Source organism: Pseudomonas plecoglossicida NBRC 103162 = DSM 15088 (assembly GCF_000730665.1).
In the GTDB taxonomy this organism is placed as follows: Bacteria; Pseudomonadota; Gammaproteobacteria; order Pseudomonadales; family Pseudomonadaceae; genus Aquipseudomonas; species Aquipseudomonas plecoglossicida.
On sequence record NZ_BBIV01000005.1, the window covers coordinates 1 to 24,345 of the forward strand.

Sequence of the window (24,345 nt, forward strand, 5' to 3'; positions counted from 1 at the left end):
GGTACTGCACATTGTGGAGATCGCTGTGGGAGCCGGCTTGTCGTGGCGACGAACCGCGGCGATAGGGCCAGTGCTCACACGACAAAATCCGCAGACAATCGCTTTATCACGACAAATGGCCACAGGGCAGTTATTTCAACGCCTTCAGCAAATCAAGACGCTGTTTTATCTCGTCAACATTCCCCCTCTCTAGTGATTAACACTGGCCAAATGCCTCATCAGATGGGAACCTTTACGCCCACGGAGACGTCCACTCCCCTGCAACCCGCTTCGCTTGGGGACTGGTTTCATCAGCATTTTCGGGCCCGACGGGGTTCGGCTCATGGCCTGATCGCAGCCTTCGGTTGCCTCACGCTGCTTACTCGCGAACACACCACTCGCCGCCCACCATGGCCGGTCAAAAAAAGAGTGTGCTCGCCGACAACAAGGAGTCCGCCTGTGGCAACACGCTACGGTAAAGGGCTGTTGGGATGGGCCGCCGTGCTCGTCATCCTGGCCCTGCTGATCCACTGGATCGGCATCGACACGATCGCGCGCTATCGCGATGATCTTGGGTTCTACCTGCAAGCGCACCTGGTCCTGGTGCTGGCTTCGATGGCGGCGGCGTTGGCCGTGGGCATCCCCGCCGGCATTGCCTTGAGTCGACCGCACCGGGTCGACAAGGCCGAGCGCTTCATGCAGTTCTTCAACGTTGGCAACACTATCCCTCCTCTGGCCGTTCTGGCCATCGCCCTGAGTATCCTGGGCATCGGCGCCGGGCCTGCGATCTTCGCGCTGTTCCTCGCCTCCCTCCTGCCCATCGTGCGCAACACCTACGAGGGCCTGAAAAACGTCCCCGCCTCGCTCAAGGAAGCCGCCACCGGCATCGGCATGACCCCGCGCCAGCAACTCTGGCAGGTGGAACTGCCCAACGCCGTGCCGATCATCATCGGCGGAGTGCGCGTGGCCCTGGCGCTCAATGTCGGTACCGCCCCGCTGGCATTCCTGATCGGTGCCAACAGCCTGGGCAGCCTGATCTTCCCCGGCATCGCCCTGAACAACCAACCACAGCTGCTGCTCGGCGCTGCGTGTACCGCGTTGCTGGCACTGGTGCTGGACGCTGCGGTGAGTTTCTCCAGCAAGCGCTGGCTGGAACGTGGCCTGGCCCACTGACAAGAGGGAACGTATGAAGAAGACAATCGCCTTGCTGCTGGGCGCGGCCCTGCTGTTCGCAGGATTTGCCCAGGCGGCGGACAAACCGCTGGTGCGCATTGGCGCGCGGGTGTTCACCGAACAGACCGTGCTCGCCGAAATCACCGCCCAATACCTGCGCGCCAACGGCTTCGAGGTGCGCGTCACCAGCGGCCTTGGCAGCAGTATTGCCCGCCAGGCCCAGGAAACCGGCCAGCTCGACCTGATGTGGGAGTACACCGGCGTGTCGCTGGTGTCCTACAACCACATCGATGAGCGCATGCCCAGCGCCGAGGCCACCTACGCCAAGGTCAAGGAACTGGACGCAAAGAAAGACCTGATCTGGCTGACTCCCTCGAAGTTCAGCAATACCTACGCCCTGGGCCTGCCCAAACAGGTCGCCGAGGCCTACCCGCAGGTCAACTCGATCAGCGACCTCAACCAGGTGCTGCGCGATGAGCACAAACGCAATCACCTGGTGGCCCTGGACACCGAGTTCGCCAACCGCCCGGACGGCCTGGTCGGCCTGAAGGAGATGTACGACCTGCAAGTCGGCCGCGCCAACATCCGCCAGATGGACGCAGGCCTGGTCTACACCGCCATGCACAACAATCAAGTGTTCGCAGGCCTGGTCTACACCACCGACGGCCGCCTGAGCGCGTTCAACCTCAAGCTGCTGGAAGACGACAAGCACTACTTCCCCGACTACACCGCAGCCCCGGTGATACGCAAGGCTGTACTCGACGCCAACCCGCAACTGGCCGGCCTGCTCAAGCCACTGGCCGAGCAGCTCGACGACGAGACCATGCGCCAGCTCAACGCCAAGGTCGACGTCGAACACCAGAACCCGACCGCCGTCGCCGCCGCATTCCTGCGTGAGCATCCTCTCAAGGAGGTACAGCCATGAGCCTGCTCGACACGTTCGCCCACCTCGACTGGGCCCAGGTGCTGCAACTGACCTGGCAGCACATCATGCTGGTCGGCATCGCCGTCGGCCTGGCGATCGTCGTCGGCGTGCCTCTGGGCATCCTGATGACCCGCTTCCCGGCTGTTGCCGGCCCGCTGCAGGCCAGCGCCACGGTGCTGCTGACCATCCCGTCGATCGCCCTGTTCGGCCTGCTGTTGCCGTTCTACTCCAAGTTCGGCCAGGGACTGGGGCCATTGCCGGCGATCACGGCCGTGTTCCTCTATTCGCTGCTGCCGATCCTGCGCAACACCTACCTGGCCCTGACCAATGTCGAGCCCGGCATCCGTGAAGCCGCACGCGGCATCGGCATGACCTTCGGCCAGCGCCTGCGCATGGTCGAGCTGCCCATCGCGGTACCGGTGATTCTCGCCGGGGTGCGCACCGCCGTGGTGATGAACATCGGCGTCATGACCATCGCCGCCACCATCGGCGCTGGTGGCCTGGGCGTGCTCATCCTCACCTCCATCAGCCGCAGCGACATGTCGATGCTGCTGGTCGGCGCCGTGCTGGTCAGCCTGCTGGCGATCATCGCCGACCTGCTCCTGCAAACCCTGCAACGTGCCCTGACTCCAGAAGGACTGCGCTCATGATCGAACTCAAGAACCTCAGCAAGACCTTCAACGTCAACGGCAAGGACGTCAAAGCCGTGGACGCCGTCAGCCTCACCGTCAACGAAGGCGAAATCTGCGTGTTCCTCGGCCCTTCGGGCTGCGGCAAGAGCACCACGCTGAAGATGATCAACCGCCTGATCACCCCGACCTCCGGCCAGGTGTTCATCAATGGCGAAGACACCAGCGGCCTCGATGAAGTGACCCTGCGCCGCCAGATCGGCTACGTGATCCAGCAGATCGGCCTGTTCCCCAACATGACCATCGAAGAGAACATCACCGTGGTCCCACGCCTGCTGGGTTGGGACAAGCAACGCTGCCATGACCGTGCCCGCGAGCTGATGAGCATGATCAAGCTCGAACCCAAGCAGTACCTGCAGCGCTACCCGCGGGAGCTTTCCGGTGGCCAGCAGCAGCGCATCGGCGTGATCCGCGCGCTCGCCGCCGATGCGCCGGTGCTGCTGATGGACGAGCCGTTCGGCGCGGTCGACCCGATCAACCGCGAGATGATCCAGAACGAATTCTTCGAAATGCAGCGGGCGCTGAACAAGACCGTGATCATGGTCAGCCACGACATCGACGAAGCGATCAAGCTGGGTGACAAGATCGCTATCTTCCGCGCCGGCAAGCTGCTCCAGCTGGACCACCCGGACACCCTGCTGGCGCACCCGGTGGATGATTTCGTCAGCAACTTCGTCGGCCAGGACAGCACCCTGAAGCGCCTGTTGCTGGTGCGTGCCGAAGACGCGGCGGACAACGCCCCGTCGGCAAGCCCCGAAACGCCGGTCAGCGATGCCCTGGAACTGCTCGACGAGCACGACCGCCGCTACGTGGTGGTGACCGATGCGCAGAACAAGGCCCTGGGCTATGTGCGCCGGCGAGACATGCACCGCCAGCAAGGGGTGTGCGGGGACTTCCTGAGACCGTTCAATGCCACGGCTTCGCACGATGAACATCTGCGCATCCTGTTGTCGCGGATGTACGAGTACAACCGCGCGTGGTTGCCGGTGCTCGACGCCGAGCAGGTGTTCCTTGGGGAAGTGACCCAGGAGTCGATTGCGGCTTACCTGAGTTCGGGGAGATCGCGGGGGGCGAAGACCAGCATCGTGTCGCCGGCCGAGGTGGTGGCTTCCTAAAGTGCTGGGGGCGCTTTGCGCCCCGATCGCCGGCAAGCCGGCTCCCACATCAGGCTTGCTTCGATCCTGTGTGGGAGCCGGCTTGCCGGCGATCGAGCCTACGCGGTATCAGAACCCTACACTGGCCTGCACATAGAAGGTGCGCGGCTCACCGACATAGATGCCGGCATTGTTGTCGCTGGAGCGCGTGAAGTACTGCTTGTCGAACAGGTTCTTCACCCCCGCCGCCACCGACAGGTTCGACAGCTTCGGCCCGAAGTCGTACCCGCCACGGGCATGCCAGGTCACGTAGCCCGGAATGTCGCCAAACTGCCCATCGGCACTCGGCTCGGTGATGTAGTCACCGTTGAAGCTGCCATCGGCATTGATCCCGGTACCCGGCGCGCGCTGCTTGGATTGGGCGTAGGCATCCAGGTTCCAGGTCCAGCGGTTGACCGCATAGCGCACACCCGCTGTCGCCACCTGGCGCGAGTAGAACGGCAGGTCGCGGCCTTCGAAGCCGGGGATATCCCCTTCGTAGGTAGCGCGGGTGTAGGTGTAGCCACCATTGACCGACAGGCCTTCCAGGCGCGGGTCCAGCCCAGCCAGGTCATAACGTGCCGAGGCCTCGATCCCCTGGTGCTTGGTGGCGCCCAGGTTGGTCCAGCCGACATCGTTGCTGATGTACTGCAGTTCATCGTCGAAGTCGATGTAGAACAGGGTCAGCTCACCGGCGAAGCCGCCGTTGTCATAGCGCGTACCGATCTCGTAGGTCTTGGCCTTCTCCGGCTCCAGGCCGTTGGCCGTGTTGTCGCCGACACCCCCCTGACCCAGCTGGAAGTACTGCAGGCTGCCGAACGAGGTCTGGTAGTTGGCGAACAGTTTCCAGGCATCGGAGACGTGGTACATCACGCTCAGGGCCGGCAACGGCTCGTCGCTGGTGATGCTGCGGTTCTTCTCCGGCACCGGCTTGTGGTTGGCGTCCAGCACCGGGCGGTCGCGCCAGTCGGTGTTGATGTGCTCGAAGCGAACCCCGGGGGTGATGGTCCAGTTGCCGATATCGATCTTGTCGTCGATGTAATAGGCGCTGGCTTCGGTACCCCCACTGCGGTCCTGGAACACATGGCCGTCGGACGTCGGGGTCGGCGTCGGCACGTTGTCGATCAGGGCCAGGCGGGTCGACTGCTCGCGCATGGCTTCCTTCAGGTAGCGGTAGCCGACGCTGACTTCCTGGGTGGCTGGGCCTGTGAAGAAGATCCGCGACACCCGCGGCTCGATGGCGAAGGTGTGGTAGTTGCGCGGGTACGATGACAGGGTCTTCATGTCGCGCGAGGCAATGGCACTGCCGCGGAAGCTGTCGGTGTAGTAGGTCAGCACTTCGAACTGGGTGGCCTCGTCCAGCTGGCGTTGCCACTTGAACGACACGTCCTTGCGCCGCCCGGCGAAGTAGTCGTAGTCGCGCAGCGACTGGTACGGGTTGCTGTCGTACTGCGCCTGGGTCAGGCCACCGGGCATGTCGGCTCGGCCATCGTAGTAGTGGAAGTTGAGCCACAACTCGTCGACGTCGGTCGGCGCCCAATGGGTCTTGAGGATGACGTCGTCGATGTCGTTGCCGTTGTTGCTTTCGCGGTAACCGTTGCCGTTCACCCCGGTGTACAGCAGGGCCACGCCCATGCCGTTGTCGGCGGTGCCGCCGACGAAGGCCGACTCGGTGTGCTTCCAGCCGCCGTGCTGGGACGTTTCCAGGGTGGTGGACAACTGCGCCGAGGGTTTTTCAGGGATGGCGCGGGTGACGAAGTTGATGATCCCGCCGACGTTCTGCGGGCCATAGCGCACGGAACCTGCGCCGCGCACCACGTCGATGCTGTCGAGGTTGCCCGAGGAGATCGGCGCCATCGACAGCTGCGGCTGCCCATAAGGCGCGAAGGCAGCCGGGATGCCGTCGATCAGTACCGTCGAGCGCGGCGACAGGCGCGAGGTCAGGCCGCGCACACCGACGTTGAGCGACAGGTCGCTGCCGCCGGTGCCGTTGGAATCCTGCACCTGCACCCCAGGAATGCCGCGCAGCACATCGCGCACGTTCATCGCGCCCTTTTCCACCATGGCCTCGCGACGTACCACGGTGCGTGCACCGGGGTGGTTCTGCACCACCGCCTGGTCGGCATCGCCCAGCCAGTCGCCGACCACCTTGATATCGGTCGGTGCCAGCTCAAGGCTGCCACTGCCGAGGTCCAGCGTGGTCGGCAGGGGCTTTACCACCACGGTGTCCTGGGACATTTCGTAGGTCAGGCCGCTGCCTTGCAGCAACTGTTGCAGCGCTTGCACCGGCGTCAGCTGGCCGGTAACCGCCGGCGCCTGCTTGCCGGCCACCAGTTCTGGGCTGAAGAACAGCTGCAGGTTGGTCTGCTGGCCCAGCTGGCTCAGCGCCGAGGCCAGCGGTTGGGCCTGGATCTGGATCGCGGTGCCGGCCTGCTCGGCCTGGCTGTTGGCGGCTACCGCACTGACCGCAAGGGCCAGCGCCATGGCACGCAAGCGTGGAAAAGGCTTGTTGTTGTTCACGTCGTCGAAACATCCTGAAGGTCGGGATAACGCCAATCACATGCAAATGGAAATGCTTGGCAGTTGCAGCTGGCGGGGAAGACGAACGAGGGAAAAAAAACCTGAATCTATTTCGCGATTATTTCTCGCGAACCATCTTCATGGGTCTTGATGGCCACCGGCAGGATGCTCGGCAAGGCGCGCAGCAGGGCGTCGGTGTCGTCGATGCTGAAGGTGCTGGAAAGGCGCAGCTGCGCCACTTTGCCCGGCGCGACCCGCAGCGGCTGGGCGCGGTAGCGCGAGGCTTCGACGACCACCTCGGCCAGGGTTGCGTTGTCGAACACCAGCTTGCCCTGGCGCCACGCGGTCAGGGCCCAGGGATTGACCGCATAAGGCGCTGCCACGTTGCCTCGATCGTCGATATGCGACCCCTGGCCGGCAGTCAGTTGCGCCAGCGCGGCGCCCTGGCCCTGCACCCGCACCGAACCCTGCTCGACCGCCACGCGGGTGGCCGCCGGGTCCAGACGCACGTCGAAACGGGTACCGGTGACCGTCACGCTGCCCTGTGCGGTATCGACCACAAACGGCCGGTTGCTGTCATGGGCAACGCTGAACATCGCTTCGCCCGCCCGCAGTACGATATGCCGCCGGCCAGCGCTGAAGTCGACCTGCAGCTCGGTAGCGCCATTGAGGTCCAGGCGCGAGCCATCCGGTAGCTGCACCTGGCGGCGCTCACCGAATGCCGTCTGCAAGGTGTCCTGATGATTGAGTTGCTGGTACTTCCAGCTGCCCCAGCCCAGCCCCAGGGCGGCCACCGCCACGCTGGCTGCCAATGCCTGGTGCAACAGGCGCCGACGTGGCAACTGCCGAACCGGCTCGGCCTGGCACAGCGCCTCGAGACGCTGGCGTGGTATGAAGTCGGCGGCCTGCCACAGCCGGGCGAGCTGCTGGTATTCCTCGCGGTGCTGCGGGTCGACGGCCAGCCAGGCAGCGAGCTGCGCCTGCAGCCCGGCATCGCCGGGCGCATCCTGCACACGGGCGAACCATTCGGCCGCCTGCTCGCGGACGCTATCGATAGCGTGCTGTTTCATGGGCTGGGTCTCCTGACTCATCGTGCCGACACATCCAGGTGCTCACGCAGATGTCGGAGCGTGCGGATCATATACTTTTCGACCATGTTCTTGGTCAAACCCATGCGCTCGGCGATCTCGGCCTGGCTCAGGCCTTCGATTTTCTGCCAGACGAACACCCGGCGGCAGTTGACGGGCAACTCGGCCAGCGCCCGCTCGACGCTCTCGGCCAGTTCCAGGGCATGCATGTAGGCTTCCGGATCGCCCGTACCGCCGGCCCCCTCCTCGAAGGCTTCCAGCTCCAGGGCCTGGCGCCGGTCTTCGCGGCGATAACCGTCCACCGCGATGTTGCGCGCCGTCTGGTGCAGGTAGGCACGCGGCTGCTCGACCTGCTCGCGCGGGTTTTCCATTACCCGGACGAACGCATCGTGGGTGAGGTCCTCGGCCTGCTGTCGACTGCGCAGCTTGCGCGTCCAGGTGCCGATCAGCTCATGGTAGTGGTCGAGGAAGCCTTTGTGTCCAGACACGGTCGGGGTCGTCAGGGAGGCGGATAAGGGTGCGAATAGTAATGTTTCTCATCAATAGGGGCAAATCCGCCGATCGGTCACAAAAAAATTATGGCGAATTTCATGCACAGCCGTGCCAGCTTTCGTGGCCATAAATATGAACACCTGAGGGGGCATCGCGGATGAGTCCGCTGCTGCAAGCAACCTGAAAAGCCCGTAGGAGCGGATTGATCCGCGATGGCCTCGATACGGTCCATTCCACAATTTTTTACGCTTGAAACATCTCAGGGAACATCAGCCGGTCACACGAGTCGGTTATTCAAATGGCTGGTCGTCGATCCACGGCGATCACGCCCGGATTGCCTGTTGATTCTGCATTCTTCACGCCCTAAAGTGCGCGCCGAACGTCCATGCTGGAAACGATCCATCCGGCTCAAGTACTGAGTAGGCGAACCAAAGTGGGGATACGGAGGACGTTCAGTTTGCAGCCACTTATCTTTTCAGTTTGCCCATGGAGTCCCTGAGCATGTCGATCCAGGTCGAAGACTATTTCGCGCGTGACACCTTCCAGAAAATGAAGGCGTTCGCCGACAAGCAGGAAACCCCGTTCGTACTCATCGATACCCAGATGATCAGCCAGGCCTACGACGACCTGCGCGCCGGGTTCGAATTCGCCAAGGTCTACTACGCGGTCAAGGCCAACCCGGCCGTCGAGATCATCGACCTGCTCAAAGAGAAAGGCTCGAGCTTCGACATCGCCTCGATCTACGAACTGGACAAGGTCATGGACCGCGGCGTCAGCGCCGACCGCATCAGCTACGGCAACACCATCAAGAAGTCCAAGGACATCCGCTACTTCTACGAGAAAGGCGTGCGTCTGTATGCCACCGACTCGGAAGCCGACCTGCGCAACATCGCCAAGGCCGCGCCGGGCTCCAAGGTCTACGTGCGCATCCTCACCGAAGGCTCCACCACTGCAGACTGGCCGCTGTCGCGCAAGTTCGGCTGCCAGACCGACATGGCCATGGACCTGCTGATCCTCGCCCGCGACCTGGGCCTGGTGCCCTACGGCATTTCCTTCCACGTCGGCTCGCAGCAGCGCGACATCAGCGTGTGGGATGCGGCCATCGCCAAGGTCAAGGTGATCTTCGAGCGCCTGAAGGAAGAAGACGGCATCGAGCTGAAGCTGATCAACATGGGTGGCGGCTTCCCGGCCAACTACATCACCCGCACCAACAGCCTGGAAACCTACGCCGAAGAGATCATCCGCTTCCTCAAGGAAGACTTCGGTGACGAGCTGCCGGAAATCATTCTGGAGCCAGGCCGTTCGCTGATCGCCAACGCCGGCATCCTGGTCAGCGAAGTGGTGCTGGTGGCGCGCAAGTCGCGCACTGCGGTCGAGCGCTGGATCTACACCGACGTGGGCAAGTTCTCCGGCCTGATCGAAACCATGGACGAAGCCATCAAGTTCCCGATCTGGACCGAGAAGAAAGGCGAGGCAGAAGAAGTGGTCATCGCCGGCCCGACCTGCGACAGCGCCGACATCATGTACGAGAACTACAAGTACGGCCTGCCGCTGAACCTGGCGATCGGTGACCGCTTGTACTGGCTGTCGACCGGTGCCTACACCACCAGCTACAGCGCGGTGGAATTCAACGGCTTCCCGCCGCTGAAGGCTTACTACCTGTAATGCAAGACGGGGCCGAAAGGCCCCGTTCTTGTTTTGCCTGTACTGGCCTTATCGCCGGCAAGCCGGCTCCCACAAAGAGCGCACCGAACCCTGTGGGAGCCGGCTTGCCGGCGATAAGGCCGGAACAGACACCCTCAATCTCCGCGTTTTTCCAGCTCTTCGGCATACCGCGCCGCAAAGGCCATCAACATCGGCCCCGCCCCCTGCAAGGTCACCAAGGCACTGCGCAGAAAATTCAGGTTCCCTGCTTCTCGCGCCTGGTCCAGCCACGACCCGGCCTCAGCCATCTGCCCACGCTCGAACAGCACCATCGCCAAACTGAACATCCCGCGAAAATCCCCCGCCTCGGCCGAACGCCGATACCAGCGCACCGCCCGTACCGGACTCGGCGCAATGGCGATGCCATGCTCCAGGTAGCGGCCATACAGGTTCATCGACTTGGCATGACCCAGGTGTGCGGCCTTCTCGTAGCACAGCAGCGCCTGCGCCTGGTTGGCGGGTAAGCCACGCCCGGTAGCCAGCAGGTTGCCCAGGTTGTAGAGCCCCCAGTCGAGCCCGGCATCCGCCGCGCGCGCATAGTGGATGGCGGCCTGTGCAAGGTCAGCCTCCCCTCCCCAGGCATGCTCCAGGCAACGACCGAGCATGTTGTACGCCATGGCGCTGCCACCCTGGGCGGCGATGCCGAACCAGCGTCGCGCGACGATGGCGTCCTGCTCGATGCCACGCCCGTCGAGCAGGATCTGCCCGAGCAGCAATTGCGCCTCGACCACGCCCTCCCCGGCGGCAGCCAGGATCGCCTGGGCCGCCTGGCCTGGGCTGTGTTCGATCATGGCCCGCAGGCCGTCGACATCCACTACTTCTTCACGCCGTAGCTGGTAAGACACGGTTCAGACCTCCGCCCAGCGGCGCAGCAGGTTGTGGTAGGTGCCAGTCAACTGCAGCAATGACGGATGCTCCGGCACGTCGGCGGTCAGTTGCTGGATGGCATTGTCCATCTCGAACAGCAGCGCCCGCTGGCTGTCCTCGCGCACCAGGCTCTGGGTCCAGAAGAACGCCGCATAACGCACCCCGCGGGTCACCGGGTTGACCTTGTGCAAGCTCGTGCCGGGGTACAGTACCAGGTCGCCGGCGGCCAGCTTGACCTGCTGGATACCGAAGGTGTCCTGGATCACCAGCTCGCCACCGTCGTAGCTGTCCGGCTCACTGAGAAACAAGGTCGAGGACAGGTCGGTGCGCACCCGCTCCGGGCTGCCCTTGGGCTGGCGCAGGGCGTTGTCGATGTGGAAGCCGAAGTTGCCACCTTCGCGGTAGCAGTTGATCAGTGGCGGGAACACCTTGTGCGGCAGCGCAGCCGACAGGAAGCGCGGGGTCTGCCACAACCGGTCGATCAGCGCGCCGCCGATTTCCTTGGCCAAGGCGTGCCCTTCCGGCAACTGCAGGTTGTGCTTGGCCTTGGCCGACTGATACCCGGCGGTGGCTTTGCCGTCGGCCCAGTCGGCCTGCTCCAGCGCCTGGCGAATGCGGGCGAGTTCGTCGCTGTCGAACAGACCGGGAATGTGAAACAGCATGGCGACGGCACCGTACAAGAGAGGTAAAGGCGGCAATGATATTTATTCCCTTTTACGCCGCACAAGCCCTTTCGGCGCTTAAGACGTTTCAGTCAAATCAAAACGTAAAGAGAACTTGTAAAGATTGTAAATTCCTAGCGAATGGTAACGACTCTCAATTGCTAGTTACAATCGCTTACACTATGATCCGCGGCCTTCACACCTTGGGGAAGGTCCATAACAATGCGTCACGTACCATCTGCAGTGAGTTCACCACGCCTGATCGTGTCCGCCATCGGCGTCGCCCTCAGCGCTTCGTCTGCCTACGCCGCCGATCCGGCCGCCAACAGCGCCATCACCCTCGACGCGACCAGCGTCAATGGCAAGGCTGAACAGGCCAGTACCGACTACAAGGTCGAGAAGGCCTCCTCGCAGAAGTACACCGCACCCTTGGTGGACACCCCGCGCTCGATCACCGTGATCCCGCAACAGGTGATCAAGGACACCAACGCCCTGACCCTGCAGGACGCCCTGCGCACCGTGCCAGGCATCACCTTCGGCGCTGGCGAAGGCGGCAACCCGCAAGGCGACCGTCCGTTCATCCGTGGCTTCGACGCCCAGGGCGACACCTACCTGGACGGCGTGCGCGACACCGGCTCGCAAACCCGTGAAATCTTCGCCATCGAATCGGTCGAAGTGGCCAAGGGCCCGAACTCGGCCATCGGTGGCCGCGGCGCCGCGGGCGGCACCATCAACCTGGTGAGCAAGCGCGCCCACCTGGGCAACTCGCTGGACGGTGGCTGGACCTGGGGCAGCGACCAGACCCAGCGCTACACCCTCGATGGCAACTACCAATTCAGCGACACCGCTGCCGGTCGTCTGAACCTGATGAGCCATGAAAGCAACGTCTCCGGCCGTGACAAGGTCAACTACGACCGTTGGGGTATCGCACCGTCGCTGGCCTTCGGCCTCGGCACCCCGACCCGCGTCAACCTCGACTACTACCACCTGGAAAGCGACGACCTGCCAGACTCGGGCATCCCGTACACCATCCCGACCGGTGGCAGCAGCAAGCGTACCTCGGCGCACCCGAGCAAGCCCAACGACGGCGGCGACAGCGACAACTTCTACGGCCTGACCAACCGCGACTTCCGCAAGACCCGCGTGGACATCGCCACCATTGCCGTCGAACACGACCTGAACGAGTCGCTGACCGTCAAGAACACCCTGCGTCATGGCAGCAGCATGCAGGACTACATCCTGACCCAGCCTGACGACAGCAAGGGCAACGTCAACAATGGCAGCGTGTGGCGCCGGGCCAACAGCCGCGTGAGCAACACCGACACCACCACCAACCAGACCGACCTGTTCGGCGAGTTCTACCTGGGTGGCCTGAAGAACAGCTTTTCCACCGGGATCGAGCTGAGCCGGGAAGAGAGCGAGCGCTCTTCCTACACGGTCAATACCGACACAGTCCCAGGCGGCGCCGCGAACACCAACTGCACCCCGGCGATGATCGGCGCCAACAGCGGCTACAACTGCACCTCGCTGAGCAACCCGAACCCGGACGACCCGTGGAGCGGCAGCATCGCGCGCAACTACGCCGGCACCACCACCAACAGCAAGACCCGCGCGATCTACGTGTTCGACACCCTGGAGCTGACCCCAGAGTGGCTGGTCAACATGGGCCTGCGCTACGACCACTTCGACACCGACTACAAGACCTACAACGCCGCTGGCACCACCACCGCCAAAGGCGATGACGTCAGCGAGTTCGTCACCGGCCAATTGGGCCTGGTGTGGAAGCCGGCCGAGAACGGCAGCATCTACGTGTCCTATGCCACCTCCGCCACGCCACCCGGCGCGATGCTGGGCGAAGGCACCGAGGGCAACCCGCTGGGCGGCACCCCGGATCGCAACGGCAACCTGCTGTCCAGCGACATGGAGCCGGAAGAAACCACCAACTACGAAATCGGCACCAAGTGGGACCTGCTCGACCAGCGCCTGTCCCTGACCGCTGCGCTGTTCCGCACCGAGAAGGAAAACGCCCGCGTCCAGGTGGACACCGACAGCTACGAAAACGTCGGCGAAACCCGCGTAGAAGGCATCGAGTTGTCGGCCAGCGGCAAGATCACCGACAAGTGGCAGGTCTTCGCCGGCTACACCTACATGGAAGCTCGCCAGATCGATGGCGGCCCGCTGGGCAAGGCCAACGACGGCAACCAGCTGCCAAACACGCCGAACAACAGCGCCAGCGTGTGGACCACCTACTCGATCACGCCGAAGCTGACCATCGGTGGCGGCGCGTTCTACGTGGATGATGTCTATGGCAGCGTGGCCAACACCACCATGGTCGACAGCTACGTACGCTACGACGCCATGGCCGCCTACAAGCTGACCAAGAACGTCGACCTGCAGCTGAACGTGCAGAACCTGACCAACGAGGTGTACTACGACAAGGCATTCTCCACCCACTTCGCCAACCAGGCGGCCGGGCGGACCACCTTGCTGACCACCGCTTTCCACTTCTGAAGCAGCACCCCCAAGCCCCGTTCATTGCCATGAGCGGGGCTTTTGCGTACCAAGGCATAATGCACCCCGTGCAACGCGCGGCAGCAAGACAAGGTGATCGATGTGGTGAAGAAGACGCTGTTCCAATTGCACTGGTTCTTTGGCATCACTGCCGGCCTGGTGCTCGCCTTGATGGGCATCACCGGGGCCCTGTATTCGTTCCAGGAAGAACTGCTGCGGGCGATCAATTCCGACGTGCTCAAGGTCGAGGTGCGCCCCGAAGGCGTGCTGCCGCCGAGCGAGCTGGTGCGCCGGGTCGAGACCGAGCAAGGGGACAAGATCTCGATGCTGTGGGTCGATGTCCGCGAGGGCAATGCCGCGCGCATCTTCTTCACCCCTGCCCCGGGCGAACGCCGGGGCGAGCTGCGCTACGCCGACCCGTATACCGGCGAGCTCAAGGGCGAAGTGGCCGGGCAAGGCTTTTTCAACCTGATGCTGCAGCTGCACCGCTTCCTGGCCATGGGCGACAGCGGCCGGCAGATCACCGGCGCCTGCACCTTGATGCTGATCTTCTTCTGCCTCTCCGGCCTGTACCTGCGCTGGCCGCGCAAGGCACTGAACTGGCGCACCTGGCTGACCTTCGACTGGGCCAAGAAGGGGCGCGCCTTCAACTGGGACCTGCACGCGGTGGCTGGCACCTGGTGCCTGCTGTTCTATCTGCTGTTTGCCCTCACCGGCCTGTTCTGGTCGTACGAGTGGTACCGCGAGGGCTTGAACAGGCTGCTGGGCGATACCCCTGCTGCCGGTCAGCAGCAAAAGCGCGGTGAAGGCCGGGGCCGCCACGGGCCGCAGAAGGTCGACAAGAACGCGCCGCCGCTGGTGGTCGACTATGACGCCATCTGGGCCAACCTCAAGGATGCCGCAGGCCCCGGTCTTGCCAGCTACAACCTGCGCCTGCCGCCAGCGGGCGGCCAGCCGGCCAATCTGTTCTACCTGCAAGACACCGCGGCGCACCCTCGCGCCTTCAATACCCTGGTCCTCGACCCGGCCACCGGCCAGGTGAAAAACCACGACCGCTACACCGACAAATCCTTCAAGGCGCAGTTGCTGCAAAGCGTCTACGCCCTGCATGTCGGCGAATACTTCGGCCTGCCGGGGCGCATCATCGTCACCCTCGCCAGCCTGACCATGCCGCTGTTCTTCGTCACCGGCTGGCTGCTGTACCTCGACCGCCGCCGCAAGAAGCGCCAGGTGCGCGCCGCCCGCGGCAACGTCGACAACGCCAACGCCGGCACCGACAGCTGGTTGATCGGCTTCGCCAGCCAGAGCGGCTTTGCCGAGCAACTGGCCTGGCAAAGCGCCGGGCAACTGCAGGCCGCCGGCTTGCCGGTACAGGTACGCGCCCTGGCCGAGCTGGACGAAAACGCCCTGCGCCAGGCCCGCCGCGCACTGTTCGTGGTCAGCACCTTTGGCGACGGCGAAGCCCCCGACAGCGCGCGAGCCTTCGAGCGAAAAGTCCTGGGCCAGCCGTGGGCGCTGAACAACCTCAGCTATGCCGTGCTCGCCCTGGGTGACCGCCAGTATCCGCACTTCTGCGGCTTTGCCCGGCGCCTGCAGGCCTGGCTCGGCGAGCGCGGCGCCAGCAGTGCGTTCAGCCCGGTGGAAGTGGACAACGCCGACCCGTCGGCGCTGCACCACTGGCAACAAGCCCTGGCGCAGCTGACCGGTGCCCAGCCGGTCACTGCCTGGCAGGCGCCGAGCTTCGGCAACTGGAGCCTGGTGCGTCGCCAGCTGCTCAATGCCGGCAGCCAGGGCCAGCCGGTGTACCTGGTCGGCCTGCACCCGGAGCAGCCTGCCAGCTGGCAGGCCGGCGACCTGGTGGAGATCCTGCCACTCAATGGCCAGCCACGGATCGACGCCTTCCTCAGCGGCATGGCGCTGGATGCCAACGCCAAGGTGCAGCTCGACGGCCTGCAGGAAAGCCTTGCCCAGGCGCTGGCTGGCCGCCAGTTGCCGGCACGCCGCGACCACCTGGTCGGCATGCAGCCGCAAGCGCTGGTCGACGCACTGGTGCCGATCGGCAGCCGCGAGTACTCCATCGCCTCGATCGCCAGCGATGGCGTGCTGGAGCTGATCGTGCGCCAGGAACGCCATGGCGACGGCACCCTGGGCTTGGGTTCAGGCTGGTTGACCGAGTACCTGCCACTGGGCGGCACGCTCAGCTTGCGGCTGCGCCGCAACAGCGGTTTCCATTTGCCGGAAACCGCGGCGCCGATGATCCTGATCGGCAACGGCACGGGCCTGGCGGGCCTGCGCAGCCTGCTCAAGGCACGGGTCGAGGGCGGCGAACAGCGCAACTGGCTGCTGTTCGGTGAACGCAACCGGGCACATGACTTGCTGTGTGGCGAGGAGCTGCAAGGTTGGTTGGACAGCGGCGACCTGGCACGACTGGATCTTGCATTTTCGCGGGATCAGGCCGAGAAAGTGTATGTGCAGGATGTGTTGCTGCAGCACGCCGATGCGCTCAGGCGCTGGGTGGCCGATGGGGCTTGTGTGTACGTCTGCGGCAGCCTGCAAGGAATGGCTGCGGGGGTGGATGCGGCGCTCGAAGGTATTCTGGGGCAAGAGGCTGTGCAACTGCTGATCGAGGATGGGCGGTATCGGCGGGATGTGTACTGATTATCGAGTGATGTAGTAAGAACTGGCCCTATCGCCGGCTTGCCGGCGATAGGGCCGGTATGTTCTCAGTGCAACTCAAAGGTATCAGCGTCCAGGTTGGCCGGGAACCGGGTTCGATAGGCCGCCAGGTCCGCCGCACTCAACACCGCCGTGAACACCCCGTCCGCCTCGCCTGCGCTGAGCAGGCTCTCGCCCTGGAAGTCCAGCACTTGGCTGTCGCCCGAATAGGCGAAGCCCTTGCCATCGGTGCCCACCCGGTTCACCGCCGCCACATAGCACAGGTTCTCGATGCCACGAGCCGGCAGCAGGCGGTTCCAGTGCTGACGGCGCGCCGCCGGCCAGTTGGCGGTGTACAGCAGCAGGTCGGTGTCCTGGGCATCGCGGCTCCACACCGGGAAACGCAGGTCGTAGCAGATCAGCGGACGCACCCGCCAGCCATTGACCTCGAACTGCACCTGGCGCTCGCCGGGGGTGTAGTACTTGTGCTCGCCGGCCATGCGGAACAGGTGGCGCTTGTCGTAATGCAGGATCTCGCCGTCTGGCCGCGCCCACAGCAGGCGATTGCGATGGCTGCCGTCGGCGGCCTGGACGATCACGCTGCCGGTGATCACCGCGCCGATCCGCTTGGCCTGGGCCTTGAGCCACTTGTAGGTCGGGCCGTTCTCGGGCTCGGCCAGGCGTTCGGACTCCATGGAGAAACCGGTGGTGAACATCTCCGGCAGGATCACCAGGTCGACGTCACCGGCCTGGTCCAGCAACACCTCGAAGTGCGCGTAGTTGGCCTCGCGGTCGTGCCAGGCCAGGGTGGTCTGGACCAGGGCGACTCTCAGGTTGGGCAGTGTACTCAGATCGCGCATAGTTTTTCCGCTGCCTGACGCAGCGTCTCCTCACGTTTGGCAAAGCACAGGCGGACCAGGCGTTGCTCGGGGATGGGTTGCTGGTAGAACACCGAAACCGGAATGGTCGCCACACCGTGCTCACGGGTCAGCCACAGGGCCATGTCGACGTCGTTCAGGTCCGGGCGGATCTGCGAATAGTCCACCAGTTGGAAATAAGTACCCGGTGTGCGGGTGAAACCCAAGCGCGAACCTTCGAGCAGGTCGCAGAACAGGTCGCGCTTGGCCTGGTAGAAGGCCGGCAGTTCATCGATATGCTCGGGGTGCCCGGCCATGTAGTCGGCCAGGGCACACTGAAGCGGTGTCACGCCGCAGAAATTGACGTACTGGTGCACCTTGCGAAGCTCTGCGCTCAGGGCCGGCGGCGCGATCACGTAGCCGGTCTTCCAGCCCGTGACGTGATACGTCTTGCCGAACGAGCTGATCACGAACGCGCGCTGGTAAAGCTGTTCGTGGGCCAGCACGCTGGCATGGCGCACGCCGTCATAGACCAGGTGTTCGTAGACCTCGTCGCTGACCAGGTAGATGTCGCGGTCGGCGATCAGGCGGGCCAGTTGATCGAGGTCTTCCCGGCTGATCAGTGCGCCGCTGGGATTGTGCGGCGAGTTGAGAATGACCATACGCGTGCGCGGGGTCAGTGCATCGCTGAATTTCTGCCAGTCGATGCGAAAGTCAGCGGCGCCGAGTTGCACATGCACGCAACGGCCACCGGCCAGCGTCACGGAAGGCTCATAGCTGTCGTAGCTGGGGTCGAAGACGATGACCTCGTCACCGGCCTGGATCACCGCCTGGATGGCACAGAAGATCGCCTCGGTGGCGCCGGGGGTGATGGTCACTTCCTGATCGGCATCGACCTTGGCGCCGTACAGGCGCTCGACCTTGGCGGCCACCTGCTGGCGCAGGGCTGGCAGGCCGGTCATCGGTGCGTACTGATTATGCCCGGCGGCGACATGGCGGCCGACTGCATCGAGCAGTGCCTGCGGGCCATTGAAGTCGGGGAAACCCTGGGAGAGGTTGAGCGCGCCGGTCTGCGCGGCGAGCTGGGACATGGTGGTGAAGATGGTCGTGCCGACATTCGGCAGTTTGCTGCGGATCATGAAGCCCTCTTTCCTGGGGGACTGAGAGCTATAAGCTACAAGCTCCAAGCCACAAGAAAAAGCGGTATGCATCATGTCCGTTCTTTCTTGCGGCTTGCAGCTTGAAGCTTGCTGCTTGCTAACGCTTGTCGCGGCGCTTTTTCTCGGCCTTCTTGTGGTGCGACATCAGGCGGCGCTTCTTGTTGACCTGGCGGTCGGTGAGGGTGTTCTTCTTGCCCTCGTACGGGTTCTCACCGCCCTTGTACTCGATGCGGATCGGCGTACCGACCAGCTTGAGCACGCGCCGGTAGGTGTTTTCCAGGTAACGCGAGTACGACTTCGGAATCTTCTCGGTCTGGTTGCCGTGGATCACGATCAGCGGCGGGTTGGCACCACCGAGGTGGGCATAACGCAACTTGATGCGACGGCCGTTGACCAGCGGTGGCTGGTGCTCGCTCACGGCATCTTCGAGGATCTGCGTCAGGCGGCTGGTCGGCCAGCGGGTCACCGCCGACTTGAACGCGGCCTGCACCGACTTGTACAGGTGGCCAACGCCCGTGCCGTGCAGCGCCGAGATGAAATGGATGTCGGCGAAGTCGACGAAGAACAGCCGGCGCTCCAGCTCGGTCTTCACGTAGTCGCGCTCGCCCGGCTCCATGCCGTCCCACTTGTTCAGGGCGATGACGATGGCGCGGCCGGCCTCGAGGGCGAAGCCCAGCAGGTTGAGGTCGTGGTCGACCACACCTTCGCGGGCGTCCATGACGAAGATCACCACGTTGGCGTCCTTGATCGCCTGCAGCGTCTTCACCACCGAGAACTTTTCGACTTCCTCGTGGATCTTGCCGCGCTTGCGCACGCCGGCGGTGTCGATGAAGGTGTACTTCTCGTCATCGCGCTCGAACGGGATGTAGATACTGTCACGGGTAGTCCCCGGCTGGTCGTAGACCACCACGCGCTCTTCGCCGAGCATGCGGTTGACCAGGGTCGACTTGCCGACGTTCGGACGGCCGATGATGGCGATCTTGATGCCATCCTTTTCGCTCGGGCCTGGAATACGGACGGCTTCCTCGCCTTCGGCAACCTCCTGATCCAGGGCTTCTTCCTCGGCGTCACGAGGAATATGACCCAGCACGAACTCCATCAGCTGGTTGATGCCACGGCCCTGGGAGCCGGCCACCGGAATGGCGTTGCCCATGCCCAGCGGCGAGAACTCGGCGCGGGCGACGTCGGCGTCGATGTTGTCGATCTTGTTGGCGACCAGGATGGCCGATTTGTTGCGCTTGCGCAGGTGCTCGGCAATCATCTGGTCGGCGGCAGTCATGCCGGCACGGGCATCGACCAGGAACAGCACATGATCGGCTTCTTCGATGGCCATCAGCGACTGCTCGGCCATCTTCTCGTCCATGCCCACTTCGTCGCCGGTGATACCACCGGTGTCGATCAGGATGTAGGAACGACCCTGCCAGCTGGCATCACCATACTGGCGGTCACGGGTCAGGCCAGACAGGTCACCGACGATGGCATCGCGGGTCTTGGTCAGGCGGTTGAACATGGTGGATTTGCCGACGTTCGGCCGGCCCACCAGGGCGATTACGGGAACCATGCGGCTCTCCACTCTTGAATTCTTGAAAATGCAAAGGCCGCTGCAAGGCAGCGGCCGGAGTTCGGGCGGCGTGTCCTACGCCGCAACTCAAGACCTGTAGCGGTCTTGAGCATAGCTTCAGCGGATGGTCAGTGCCTCGAGCTTGCCGCTGTTGCCAAAGACGTAGATGGTGTCGCCGACCACCAGGGGCCGGGCGCGCACGCCATCACTGTCGATACGCTCACGGCCGACAAAACGGCCATCGACCTGGCTCAGCAGGTGCAGGTAACCCTCGAAGTCACCGACAGCCACGTAGCTGGAAAACACTTCCGGTGCCGACAACTGGCGGCGGGCCATCGAGTCGTTGGTCCACAGGGCGCTGGAAGAGCGCTCGTCGACGCTCTCGACAGTACCCGAGGCTTCGCTGACGTAGACGTTGCCGTAGCCCTGGGCGACACCCACGTAGCTGGAAGCATCACGCTGCCAGACCACGCGGCCGCTTTCCAGGTCCAGGCCCGCGACGCGGCCCTGGTAGGTGCTGACGTACAGGGTACCACCGGACAGCAGCAGGCCGCCGTCGATATCGACCACGCGGTCCAGCTCGGAGCGACCCTGCGGGATGGCCACACGGCTTTCCCAAACGGGCACGCCGTTGTTGATGTCCACCGCCACCACCTTGCCAGTGGACAGGCCGGCGACGGCCAGCCGGTTGGTCGCGATCGGCGCACCGGTGCCACGCAGGGTCAGTACGGCCGGGGTGTTCTCGTAGATCCAGCGACGGTCGCCCGTGGCGGCGTCGAGGCCGATCAGACGGTCGTCCTGGGTCTGCACGACCACCACATCACCATTGTTGGCAGGTGGAGCCAGCACTTCGCTGGTCACCCGGGAACGCCAGCGTTCCTCACCGGTGCTGGAGTCCAGGGCAATCACTTCGCCCTTGAGGGTGCCGAGCATGACCAGGCCGTAACCGACACCGACCGCGCCGGAAACCGGCAGCTCCAGGTCCTTCTTCCACGCCACGTCGCCGGTGATGCGGTCCAGAGCGAAGACTTCGCCGTTGACGTCGGAGGCGTAGATCCGGTCGTTTTCGATGGCCGGTACCAGGGTGTTGTAGGTTTCGCCCTGGCCGTCACCGATCGAGCGGCTCCACTGCTTCTTCAGCACCACTTCCTCGGTGAACTTGGTCAGCTCGGCCGGAGGCAGTTCCTTCTTGCTGTTGCTGCTGCAACCTGCGGCCAGCACGGCCAGGCTCAGCACTGCTGCTTGTTTCCAACCGATCACGTCACGCGTCCCCTTTGGCCAGGTCATCCAGCTTCAGTTGCAGTCCACCGACAGCGGCGTCATCGGACAGCGCGGCCTTGGCTTTCTCGTATGCGCTGTGGGCATCGTCGGCACGACCCAGCTGCACCAGCAGGTCGCCCTTCAATTCTTCACGACTGGCCAGGAATGCCTTTTCAGCGTCGCCATCGAGCAGTTTCAAGGCGTCTTCGGCCTTGTTCTGGGCAGCCATGACACGCGCCAGGCGCTGGCGTGCGATTTCGCCGAGGGTCACGTCAGCCGGCTTGTCCAGCACGCCCTTGAGCTCGCTGGCAGCATCATCGAGTTTGCCGCTCTCGACGGCGACCTTGGCCACGAACAGGCTGCCGTACTGGGCATAGGCCGTACCGCCGAACTCGCTCTTGAGCTTGCCGGACAGCTCCGCGACCTTGGTCGCATCAGGCTGGCCGCTCGGCGTCAGGCTGGTCTCGAGCAAGGCCTGGTACAGCTGCGAGGCACCTTGCGACTGGTTGTTCTGGTACTTGTGCCAGGTGTTCCAGCCCAGCACCACCACACCGGCCAGCAGTGCGCCGGTCAGCAGTGGCTTGCCGTTGCGGTTCCACCAGTCCTTGACCCCTGCCAGGTCATCATCATCAGTACTCGACACCCCAATACTCCTTTTCGCCTATTCGCTTGTTGAACCGCGTTACGCTTGTGCGATCGCGGTTTCCAGGTGCTCAGCCAGAGCATCCCAGGCAATGTTCTGTTGTTCGCCCTGACCACGCAGGGGCTTCAGGCCGATCTCTTGCTTGGCCAGCTCGTCGTCGCCAAGAATCAGGGCGAACAGCGCGCCGCTCTTGTCCGCTTTCTTGAACTGGCTCTTGAAACTGCCACCACCGGCGTTGACCGCCAGGCGCAGGCCCGGCAGGCGATCGCGCAGGCCTTCGGACAGGCGCAGGCCAGCCAGCTCTGCCTGCTCGCCGAAGGCGCACAGATAGATGTCGATCTGGCGGTTGATCGATTCCGGTACCTTGCCGAGGGTTTCCAGCAACAGGATCAGGCGTTCGATACCCATGGCGAAACCAACGCCGGTGGTCGGCTTGCCACCCATCTGCTCGACCAGGCCGTCGTAGCGGCCACCGGCGCAGACGGTGCCCTGGGCGCCGAGCTTGTCGGTGACCCACTCGAACACGGTCTTGCTGTAGTAGTCCAGGCCACGCACCAGCTTGGTGTTGATCACGAACGGAATACCGGCGGCGTCGAGGCGGGCCTTGAGGCCCTCGAAGTGAACGCGGGATTTCTCGTCCAGGTAGTCTTCCAGCTTCGGCGCGCCGACCAGCACCGCCTGGGTGCCCTGGTCCTTGCTGTCGAGAATGCGCAGCGGGTTGCTCTTCAAGCGACGCTGACTGTCTTCGTCGAGCTGCTCCAGGCGCGCCGAGAGGAACTCGACCAGCGCGTCACGGTAGCGGGCACGGGCTTCGCTGGTGCCCAGGCTGTTCAGTTCGAGCTTGACCGCGTCCTGGATGCCCAGCAGGCCCCACAGGCGCCAGGTGAGCATGATCAGCTCGGCGTCGATGTCCGGACCGTCCAGGTTGAACACTTCCACGCCGATCTGGTGGAACTGGCGATAGCGGCCTTTCTGCGGGCGTTCGTGGCGGAACATCTGGCCGATGTACCAGAGCTTCTGCACCTGGCCGTTGCCGGTGATGCCGTGCTCGAGCACGGCACGCACGCAGGCGGCGGTGCCTTCGGGACGCAGGGTCAGCGAATCGCCGTTGCGGTCCTCGAAGGTGTACATCTCTTTTTCGACGATGTCGGTCACTTCACCGATGGAGCGCTTGAACAGCTCGGTGAACTCGACGATCGGCGTGCGGATCTGGCTGTACCCGTAGGTGTCCAGCAGACCGGCCACGGTGCCTTCGAAGTAGCGCCACAGCGGCGACTGCTCCGGCAGGATGTCGTTCATGCCACGAATGGCTTGCAGCGATTTGCTCACGAAAAGTCCTTACGAATCTGTGTGTCAGCTGCGGGCGATCAGCGCCGCGTCAGCCTCGACCTTTTCGGCCGCTTTCTGGCGGATGAGTTTTTCCAGCTCATCGACCAGGTTGTCATTGGTCAGCTTCTGCGCCGGCTTGCCGTCGATGTAGATCAGGTTCGGCGTGCCGCCGGTCAGCCCCACGTGGGCTTCCTTGGCTTCGCCGGGGCCGTTGACCACACAGCCGATCACCGCCACGTCCAGCGGTACCAGCAGGTCTTCAAGGCGCCCTTCCAGCTCGTTCATGGTCTTGACCACATCGAAGTTCTGCCGCGAGCAGCTCGGGCAGGCGATGAAGTTGATGCCACGCGAGCGCAGGTGCAGCGACTTGAGGATGTCGTAGCCGACCTTCACTTCCTCGACCGGGTCGGCCGCCAGCGAGATACGGATGGTATCGCCGATGCCTTCGGCCAGCAGCATACCGAGGCCGACGGCGGATTTCACCGTGCCCGAACGCAGGCCACCGGCTTCGGTGATACCCAGGTGCAGGGGCTGGACGATCTGCTTGGCGAGCAGACGGTAGGCCTCGACGGCCATGAACACGTCGGAAGCCTTGACGCTGACCTTGAAGTCCTGGAAGTCCAGACGGTCGAGATGCTCGACGTGGCGCAGGGCAGACTCGACCAGCGCGGCCGGGGTCGGCTCGCCGTACTTCTTCTGCAGGTCCTTTTCCAGGGAGCCGGCGTTGACGCCGATGCGGATCGGAATGCCACGGTCGCGGGCGGCATCGACCACGGCGCGCACACGGTCTTCACGGCCGATGTTGCCCGGGTTGATACGCAGGCAATCGACGCCCAGTTCGGCCACGCGCAGTGCGATCTTGTAGTCGAAGTGGATGTCGGCGACCAGCGGCACGCTGACAAGCTGCTTGATCTTGCCGAACGCCTCGGCGGCGTCCATGTCCGGGACCGAGACGCGGACGATGTCCACGCCGGCATCGACCAGGCGCTGGATCTGCGCCACGGTGGCGGCAACATCATTGGTGTCGGTGTTGGTCATGCTCTGCACAGCGATGGGGGCATCACCACCCACCGGCACATTGCCGACCCAGATTTTGCGGGATTCGCGACGTTTGATCGGAGATTCGCCGTGCATGAC

20 protein-coding genes are annotated in these 24,345 nt (G+C 63.8%); 8 read left to right on the forward strand and 12 right to left on the reverse strand.

The genetic code is table 11. The features are described 5' to 3' along the window. From PPL01S_RS25530 to PPL01S_RS02985, 5 genes are all read left to right on the forward strand, one after another. Positions 1 to 193: hypothetical protein (locus PPL01S_RS25530; RefSeq protein WP_217997300.1), on the forward strand; the 193-nt coding region annotated here is incomplete at its 5' end. 245 nt (positions 194 to 438) lie between these two features. After that, positions 439 to 1,152: an ABC transporter permease gene (locus PPL01S_RS02970; protein ID WP_016394008.1), complete on the forward strand. Its 714-nt coding sequence runs from the start codon at positions 439 to 441 to the stop codon at positions 1,150 to 1,152. Positions 1,153 to 1,165: 13 nt separating this feature from the next. Then, on the forward strand, positions 1,166 to 2,077 hold the full coding sequence (locus PPL01S_RS02975) for a glycine betaine ABC transporter substrate-binding protein (protein ID WP_016394007.1): 912 nt from the start codon (positions 1,166 to 1,168) through the stop codon (positions 2,075 to 2,077). After that, positions 2,074 to 2,727, forward strand: coding sequence for an ABC transporter permease (locus tag PPL01S_RS02980; protein WP_016394006.1), 654 nt, complete (start codon positions 2,074 to 2,076; stop codon positions 2,725 to 2,727). Before PPL01S_RS02975 ends, PPL01S_RS02980 begins: the two co-directional genes overlap by 4 nt. Next, positions 2,724 to 3,881 carry an osmoprotectant ABC transporter ATP-binding protein OsmV gene (locus PPL01S_RS02985; RefSeq protein ID WP_016394005.1) on the forward strand — a complete coding sequence of 386 codons (1,158 nt, stop codon included), beginning with the start codon at positions 2,724 to 2,726 and terminating at the stop codon, positions 3,879 to 3,881. The genes PPL01S_RS02980 and PPL01S_RS02985 overlap by 4 nt, the downstream gene beginning before the upstream one ends. 108 nt (positions 3,882 to 3,989) lie before the next feature. Here the strand turns inward: PPL01S_RS02985 and PPL01S_RS02990 are convergent, their stop codons facing one another. From PPL01S_RS02990 to PPL01S_RS03000, 3 genes are all read right to left on the reverse strand, one after another. After that, positions 3,990 to 6,419 (reverse strand): TonB-dependent siderophore receptor, encoded by a 2,430-nt coding sequence (locus PPL01S_RS02990; RefSeq protein WP_016394004.1) that lies wholly within the window; start codon positions 6,417 to 6,419, stop codon positions 3,990 to 3,992. Positions 6,420 to 6,526: 107 nt separating this feature from the next. Next, entirely contained in the window at positions 6,527 to 7,489 is a 963-nt protein-coding gene (locus PPL01S_RS02995; RefSeq protein ID WP_016394003.1) for a FecR family protein, read from the reverse strand. 17 nt (positions 7,490 to 7,506) lie between these two features. Next, on the reverse strand, positions 7,507 to 7,995 hold the full coding sequence (locus PPL01S_RS03000) for an RNA polymerase sigma factor (RefSeq protein ID WP_016394002.1): 489 nt from the start codon (positions 7,993 to 7,995) through the stop codon (positions 7,507 to 7,509). 505 nt (positions 7,996 to 8,500) lie between these two features. On the opposite strand from PPL01S_RS03000, the gene PPL01S_RS03005 reads away from it, so the two are divergent. Beyond that, positions 8,501 to 9,664 carry a type III PLP-dependent enzyme gene (locus PPL01S_RS03005; RefSeq protein WP_012270610.1) on the forward strand — a complete coding sequence of 388 codons (1,164 nt, stop codon included), beginning with the start codon at positions 8,501 to 8,503 and terminating at the stop codon, positions 9,662 to 9,664. Positions 9,665 to 9,798: 134 nt separating this feature from the next. Here the strand turns inward: PPL01S_RS03005 and PPL01S_RS03010 are convergent, their stop codons facing one another. Both PPL01S_RS03010 and PPL01S_RS03015 read right to left on the reverse strand, forming a co-directional pair. Next, a complete protein-coding gene (locus PPL01S_RS03010) occupies positions 9,799 to 10,548 on the reverse strand; it encodes a tetratricopeptide repeat protein (protein WP_028625331.1) in 750 nt (249 codons plus the stop codon). 3 nt (positions 10,549 to 10,551) lie between these two features. Further along, positions 10,552 to 11,232, reverse strand: a complete 681-nt coding sequence (locus tag PPL01S_RS03015) for a Fe2+-dependent dioxygenase (RefSeq protein WP_016394000.1) — start codon at positions 11,230 to 11,232, stop codon at positions 10,552 to 10,554. Positions 11,233 to 11,454: 222 nt separating this feature from the next. Between PPL01S_RS03015 and PPL01S_RS03020 the strand changes: the two genes are divergently transcribed. Together PPL01S_RS03020 and PPL01S_RS03025 are read left to right on the forward strand one after the other, a co-directional pair. Continuing rightward, positions 11,455 to 13,743 (forward strand): TonB-dependent receptor, encoded by a 2,289-nt coding sequence (locus PPL01S_RS03020; RefSeq protein WP_016393999.1) that lies wholly within the window; start codon positions 11,455 to 11,457, stop codon positions 13,741 to 13,743. 102 nt (positions 13,744 to 13,845) lie between these two features. After that, positions 13,846 to 16,401 (forward strand): sulfite reductase flavoprotein subunit alpha, encoded by a 2,556-nt coding sequence (locus PPL01S_RS03025; RefSeq protein WP_028625330.1) that lies wholly within the window; start codon positions 13,846 to 13,848, stop codon positions 16,399 to 16,401. Positions 16,402 to 16,466: 65 nt separating this feature from the next. Here the strand turns inward: PPL01S_RS03025 and PPL01S_RS03030 are convergent, their stop codons facing one another. The 7 genes from PPL01S_RS03030 to ispG all read right to left on the reverse strand — a co-directional run bounded on the left by PPL01S_RS03030 (position 16,467) and on the right by ispG (position 24,342). Further along, a complete protein-coding gene (locus tag PPL01S_RS03030) occupies positions 16,467 to 17,258 on the reverse strand; it encodes an amidohydrolase (RefSeq protein ID WP_016393997.1) in 792 nt (263 codons plus the stop codon). Then, positions 17,246 to 18,394, reverse strand: coding sequence for a pyridoxal phosphate-dependent aminotransferase (locus tag PPL01S_RS03035; RefSeq protein WP_016393996.1), 1,149 nt, complete (start codon positions 18,392 to 18,394; stop codon positions 17,246 to 17,248). The genes PPL01S_RS03030 and PPL01S_RS03035 overlap by 13 nt, the downstream gene beginning before the upstream one ends. A gap of 118 nt (positions 18,395 to 18,512) precedes the next feature. After that, the gene (der, locus tag PPL01S_RS03040; RefSeq protein ID WP_016393995.1) at positions 18,513 to 19,976 is read right to left on the reverse strand and encodes a ribosome biogenesis GTPase Der; all 1,464 of its coding nucleotides are present in this window, start codon (positions 19,974 to 19,976) and stop codon (positions 18,513 to 18,515) included. Between the two features lie 117 nt (positions 19,977 to 20,093). Then, on the reverse strand, positions 20,094 to 21,236 hold the full coding sequence (gene bamB, locus PPL01S_RS03045) for an outer membrane protein assembly factor BamB (protein ID WP_016393994.1): 1,143 nt from the start codon (positions 21,234 to 21,236) through the stop codon (positions 20,094 to 20,096). Between the two features lies 1 nt (position 21,237). Further along, complete coding sequence (locus PPL01S_RS03050; protein WP_016393993.1) at positions 21,238 to 21,879, reverse strand: tetratricopeptide repeat protein; 642 nt, start codon at positions 21,877 to 21,879, stop codon at positions 21,238 to 21,240. Between the two features lie 39 nt (positions 21,880 to 21,918). Beyond that, a complete protein-coding gene (gene hisS, locus PPL01S_RS03055) occupies positions 21,919 to 23,208 on the reverse strand; it encodes a histidine--tRNA ligase (protein WP_028625329.1) in 1,290 nt (429 codons plus the stop codon). 24 nt (positions 23,209 to 23,232) lie between these two features. Continuing rightward, the gene (gene ispG, locus PPL01S_RS03060; protein ID WP_016393991.1) at positions 23,233 to 24,342 is read right to left on the reverse strand and encodes a flavodoxin-dependent (E)-4-hydroxy-3-methylbut-2-enyl-diphosphate synthase; all 1,110 of its coding nucleotides are present in this window, start codon (positions 24,340 to 24,342) and stop codon (positions 23,233 to 23,235) included. Between the last annotated feature and the right edge of the window lie 3 nt (positions 24,343 to 24,345).

What these genes read in the sequence shown, in the direction of transcription:
- PPL01S_RS03015 (WP_016394000.1), bottom strand. Translation starts at nt 11,232, where the DNA reads ATGCTGTTTCACATTCCCGGTCTGTTCGACAGCGACGAACTCGCCCGC.
- PPL01S_RS03030 (WP_016393997.1), bottom strand. Translation starts at nt 17,258, where the DNA reads ATGCGCGATCTGAGTACACTGCCCAACCTGAGAGTCGCCCTGGTCCAG.
- PPL01S_RS03020 (WP_016393999.1), top strand. Translation starts at nt 11,455, where the DNA reads ATGCGTCACGTACCATCTGCAGTGAGTTCACCACGCCTGATCGTGTCC.
- PPL01S_RS03035 (WP_016393996.1), bottom strand. Translation starts at nt 18,394, where the DNA reads ATGATCCGCAGCAAACTGCCGAATGTCGGCACGACCATCTTCACCACC.
- der (WP_016393995.1), bottom strand. Translation starts at nt 19,976, where the DNA reads ATGGTTCCCGTAATCGCCCTGGTGGGCCGGCCGAACGTCGGCAAATCC.
- PPL01S_RS03005 (WP_012270610.1), top strand. Translation starts at nt 8,501, where the DNA reads ATGTCGATCCAGGTCGAAGACTATTTCGCGCGTGACACCTTCCAGAAA.
- PPL01S_RS02995 (WP_016394003.1), bottom strand. Translation starts at nt 7,489, where the DNA reads ATGAAACAGCACGCTATCGATAGCGTCCGCGAGCAGGCGGCCGAATGG.
- PPL01S_RS02975 (WP_016394007.1), top strand. Translation starts at nt 1,166, where the DNA reads ATGAAGAAGACAATCGCCTTGCTGCTGGGCGCGGCCCTGCTGTTCGCA.
- ispG (WP_016393991.1), bottom strand. Translation starts at nt 24,342, where the DNA reads ATGCACGGCGAATCTCCGATCAAACGTCGCGAATCCCGCAAAATCTGG.
- PPL01S_RS02985 (WP_016394005.1), top strand. Translation starts at nt 2,724, where the DNA reads ATGATCGAACTCAAGAACCTCAGCAAGACCTTCAACGTCAACGGCAAG.
- PPL01S_RS02980 (WP_016394006.1), top strand. Translation starts at nt 2,074, where the DNA reads ATGAGCCTGCTCGACACGTTCGCCCACCTCGACTGGGCCCAGGTGCTG.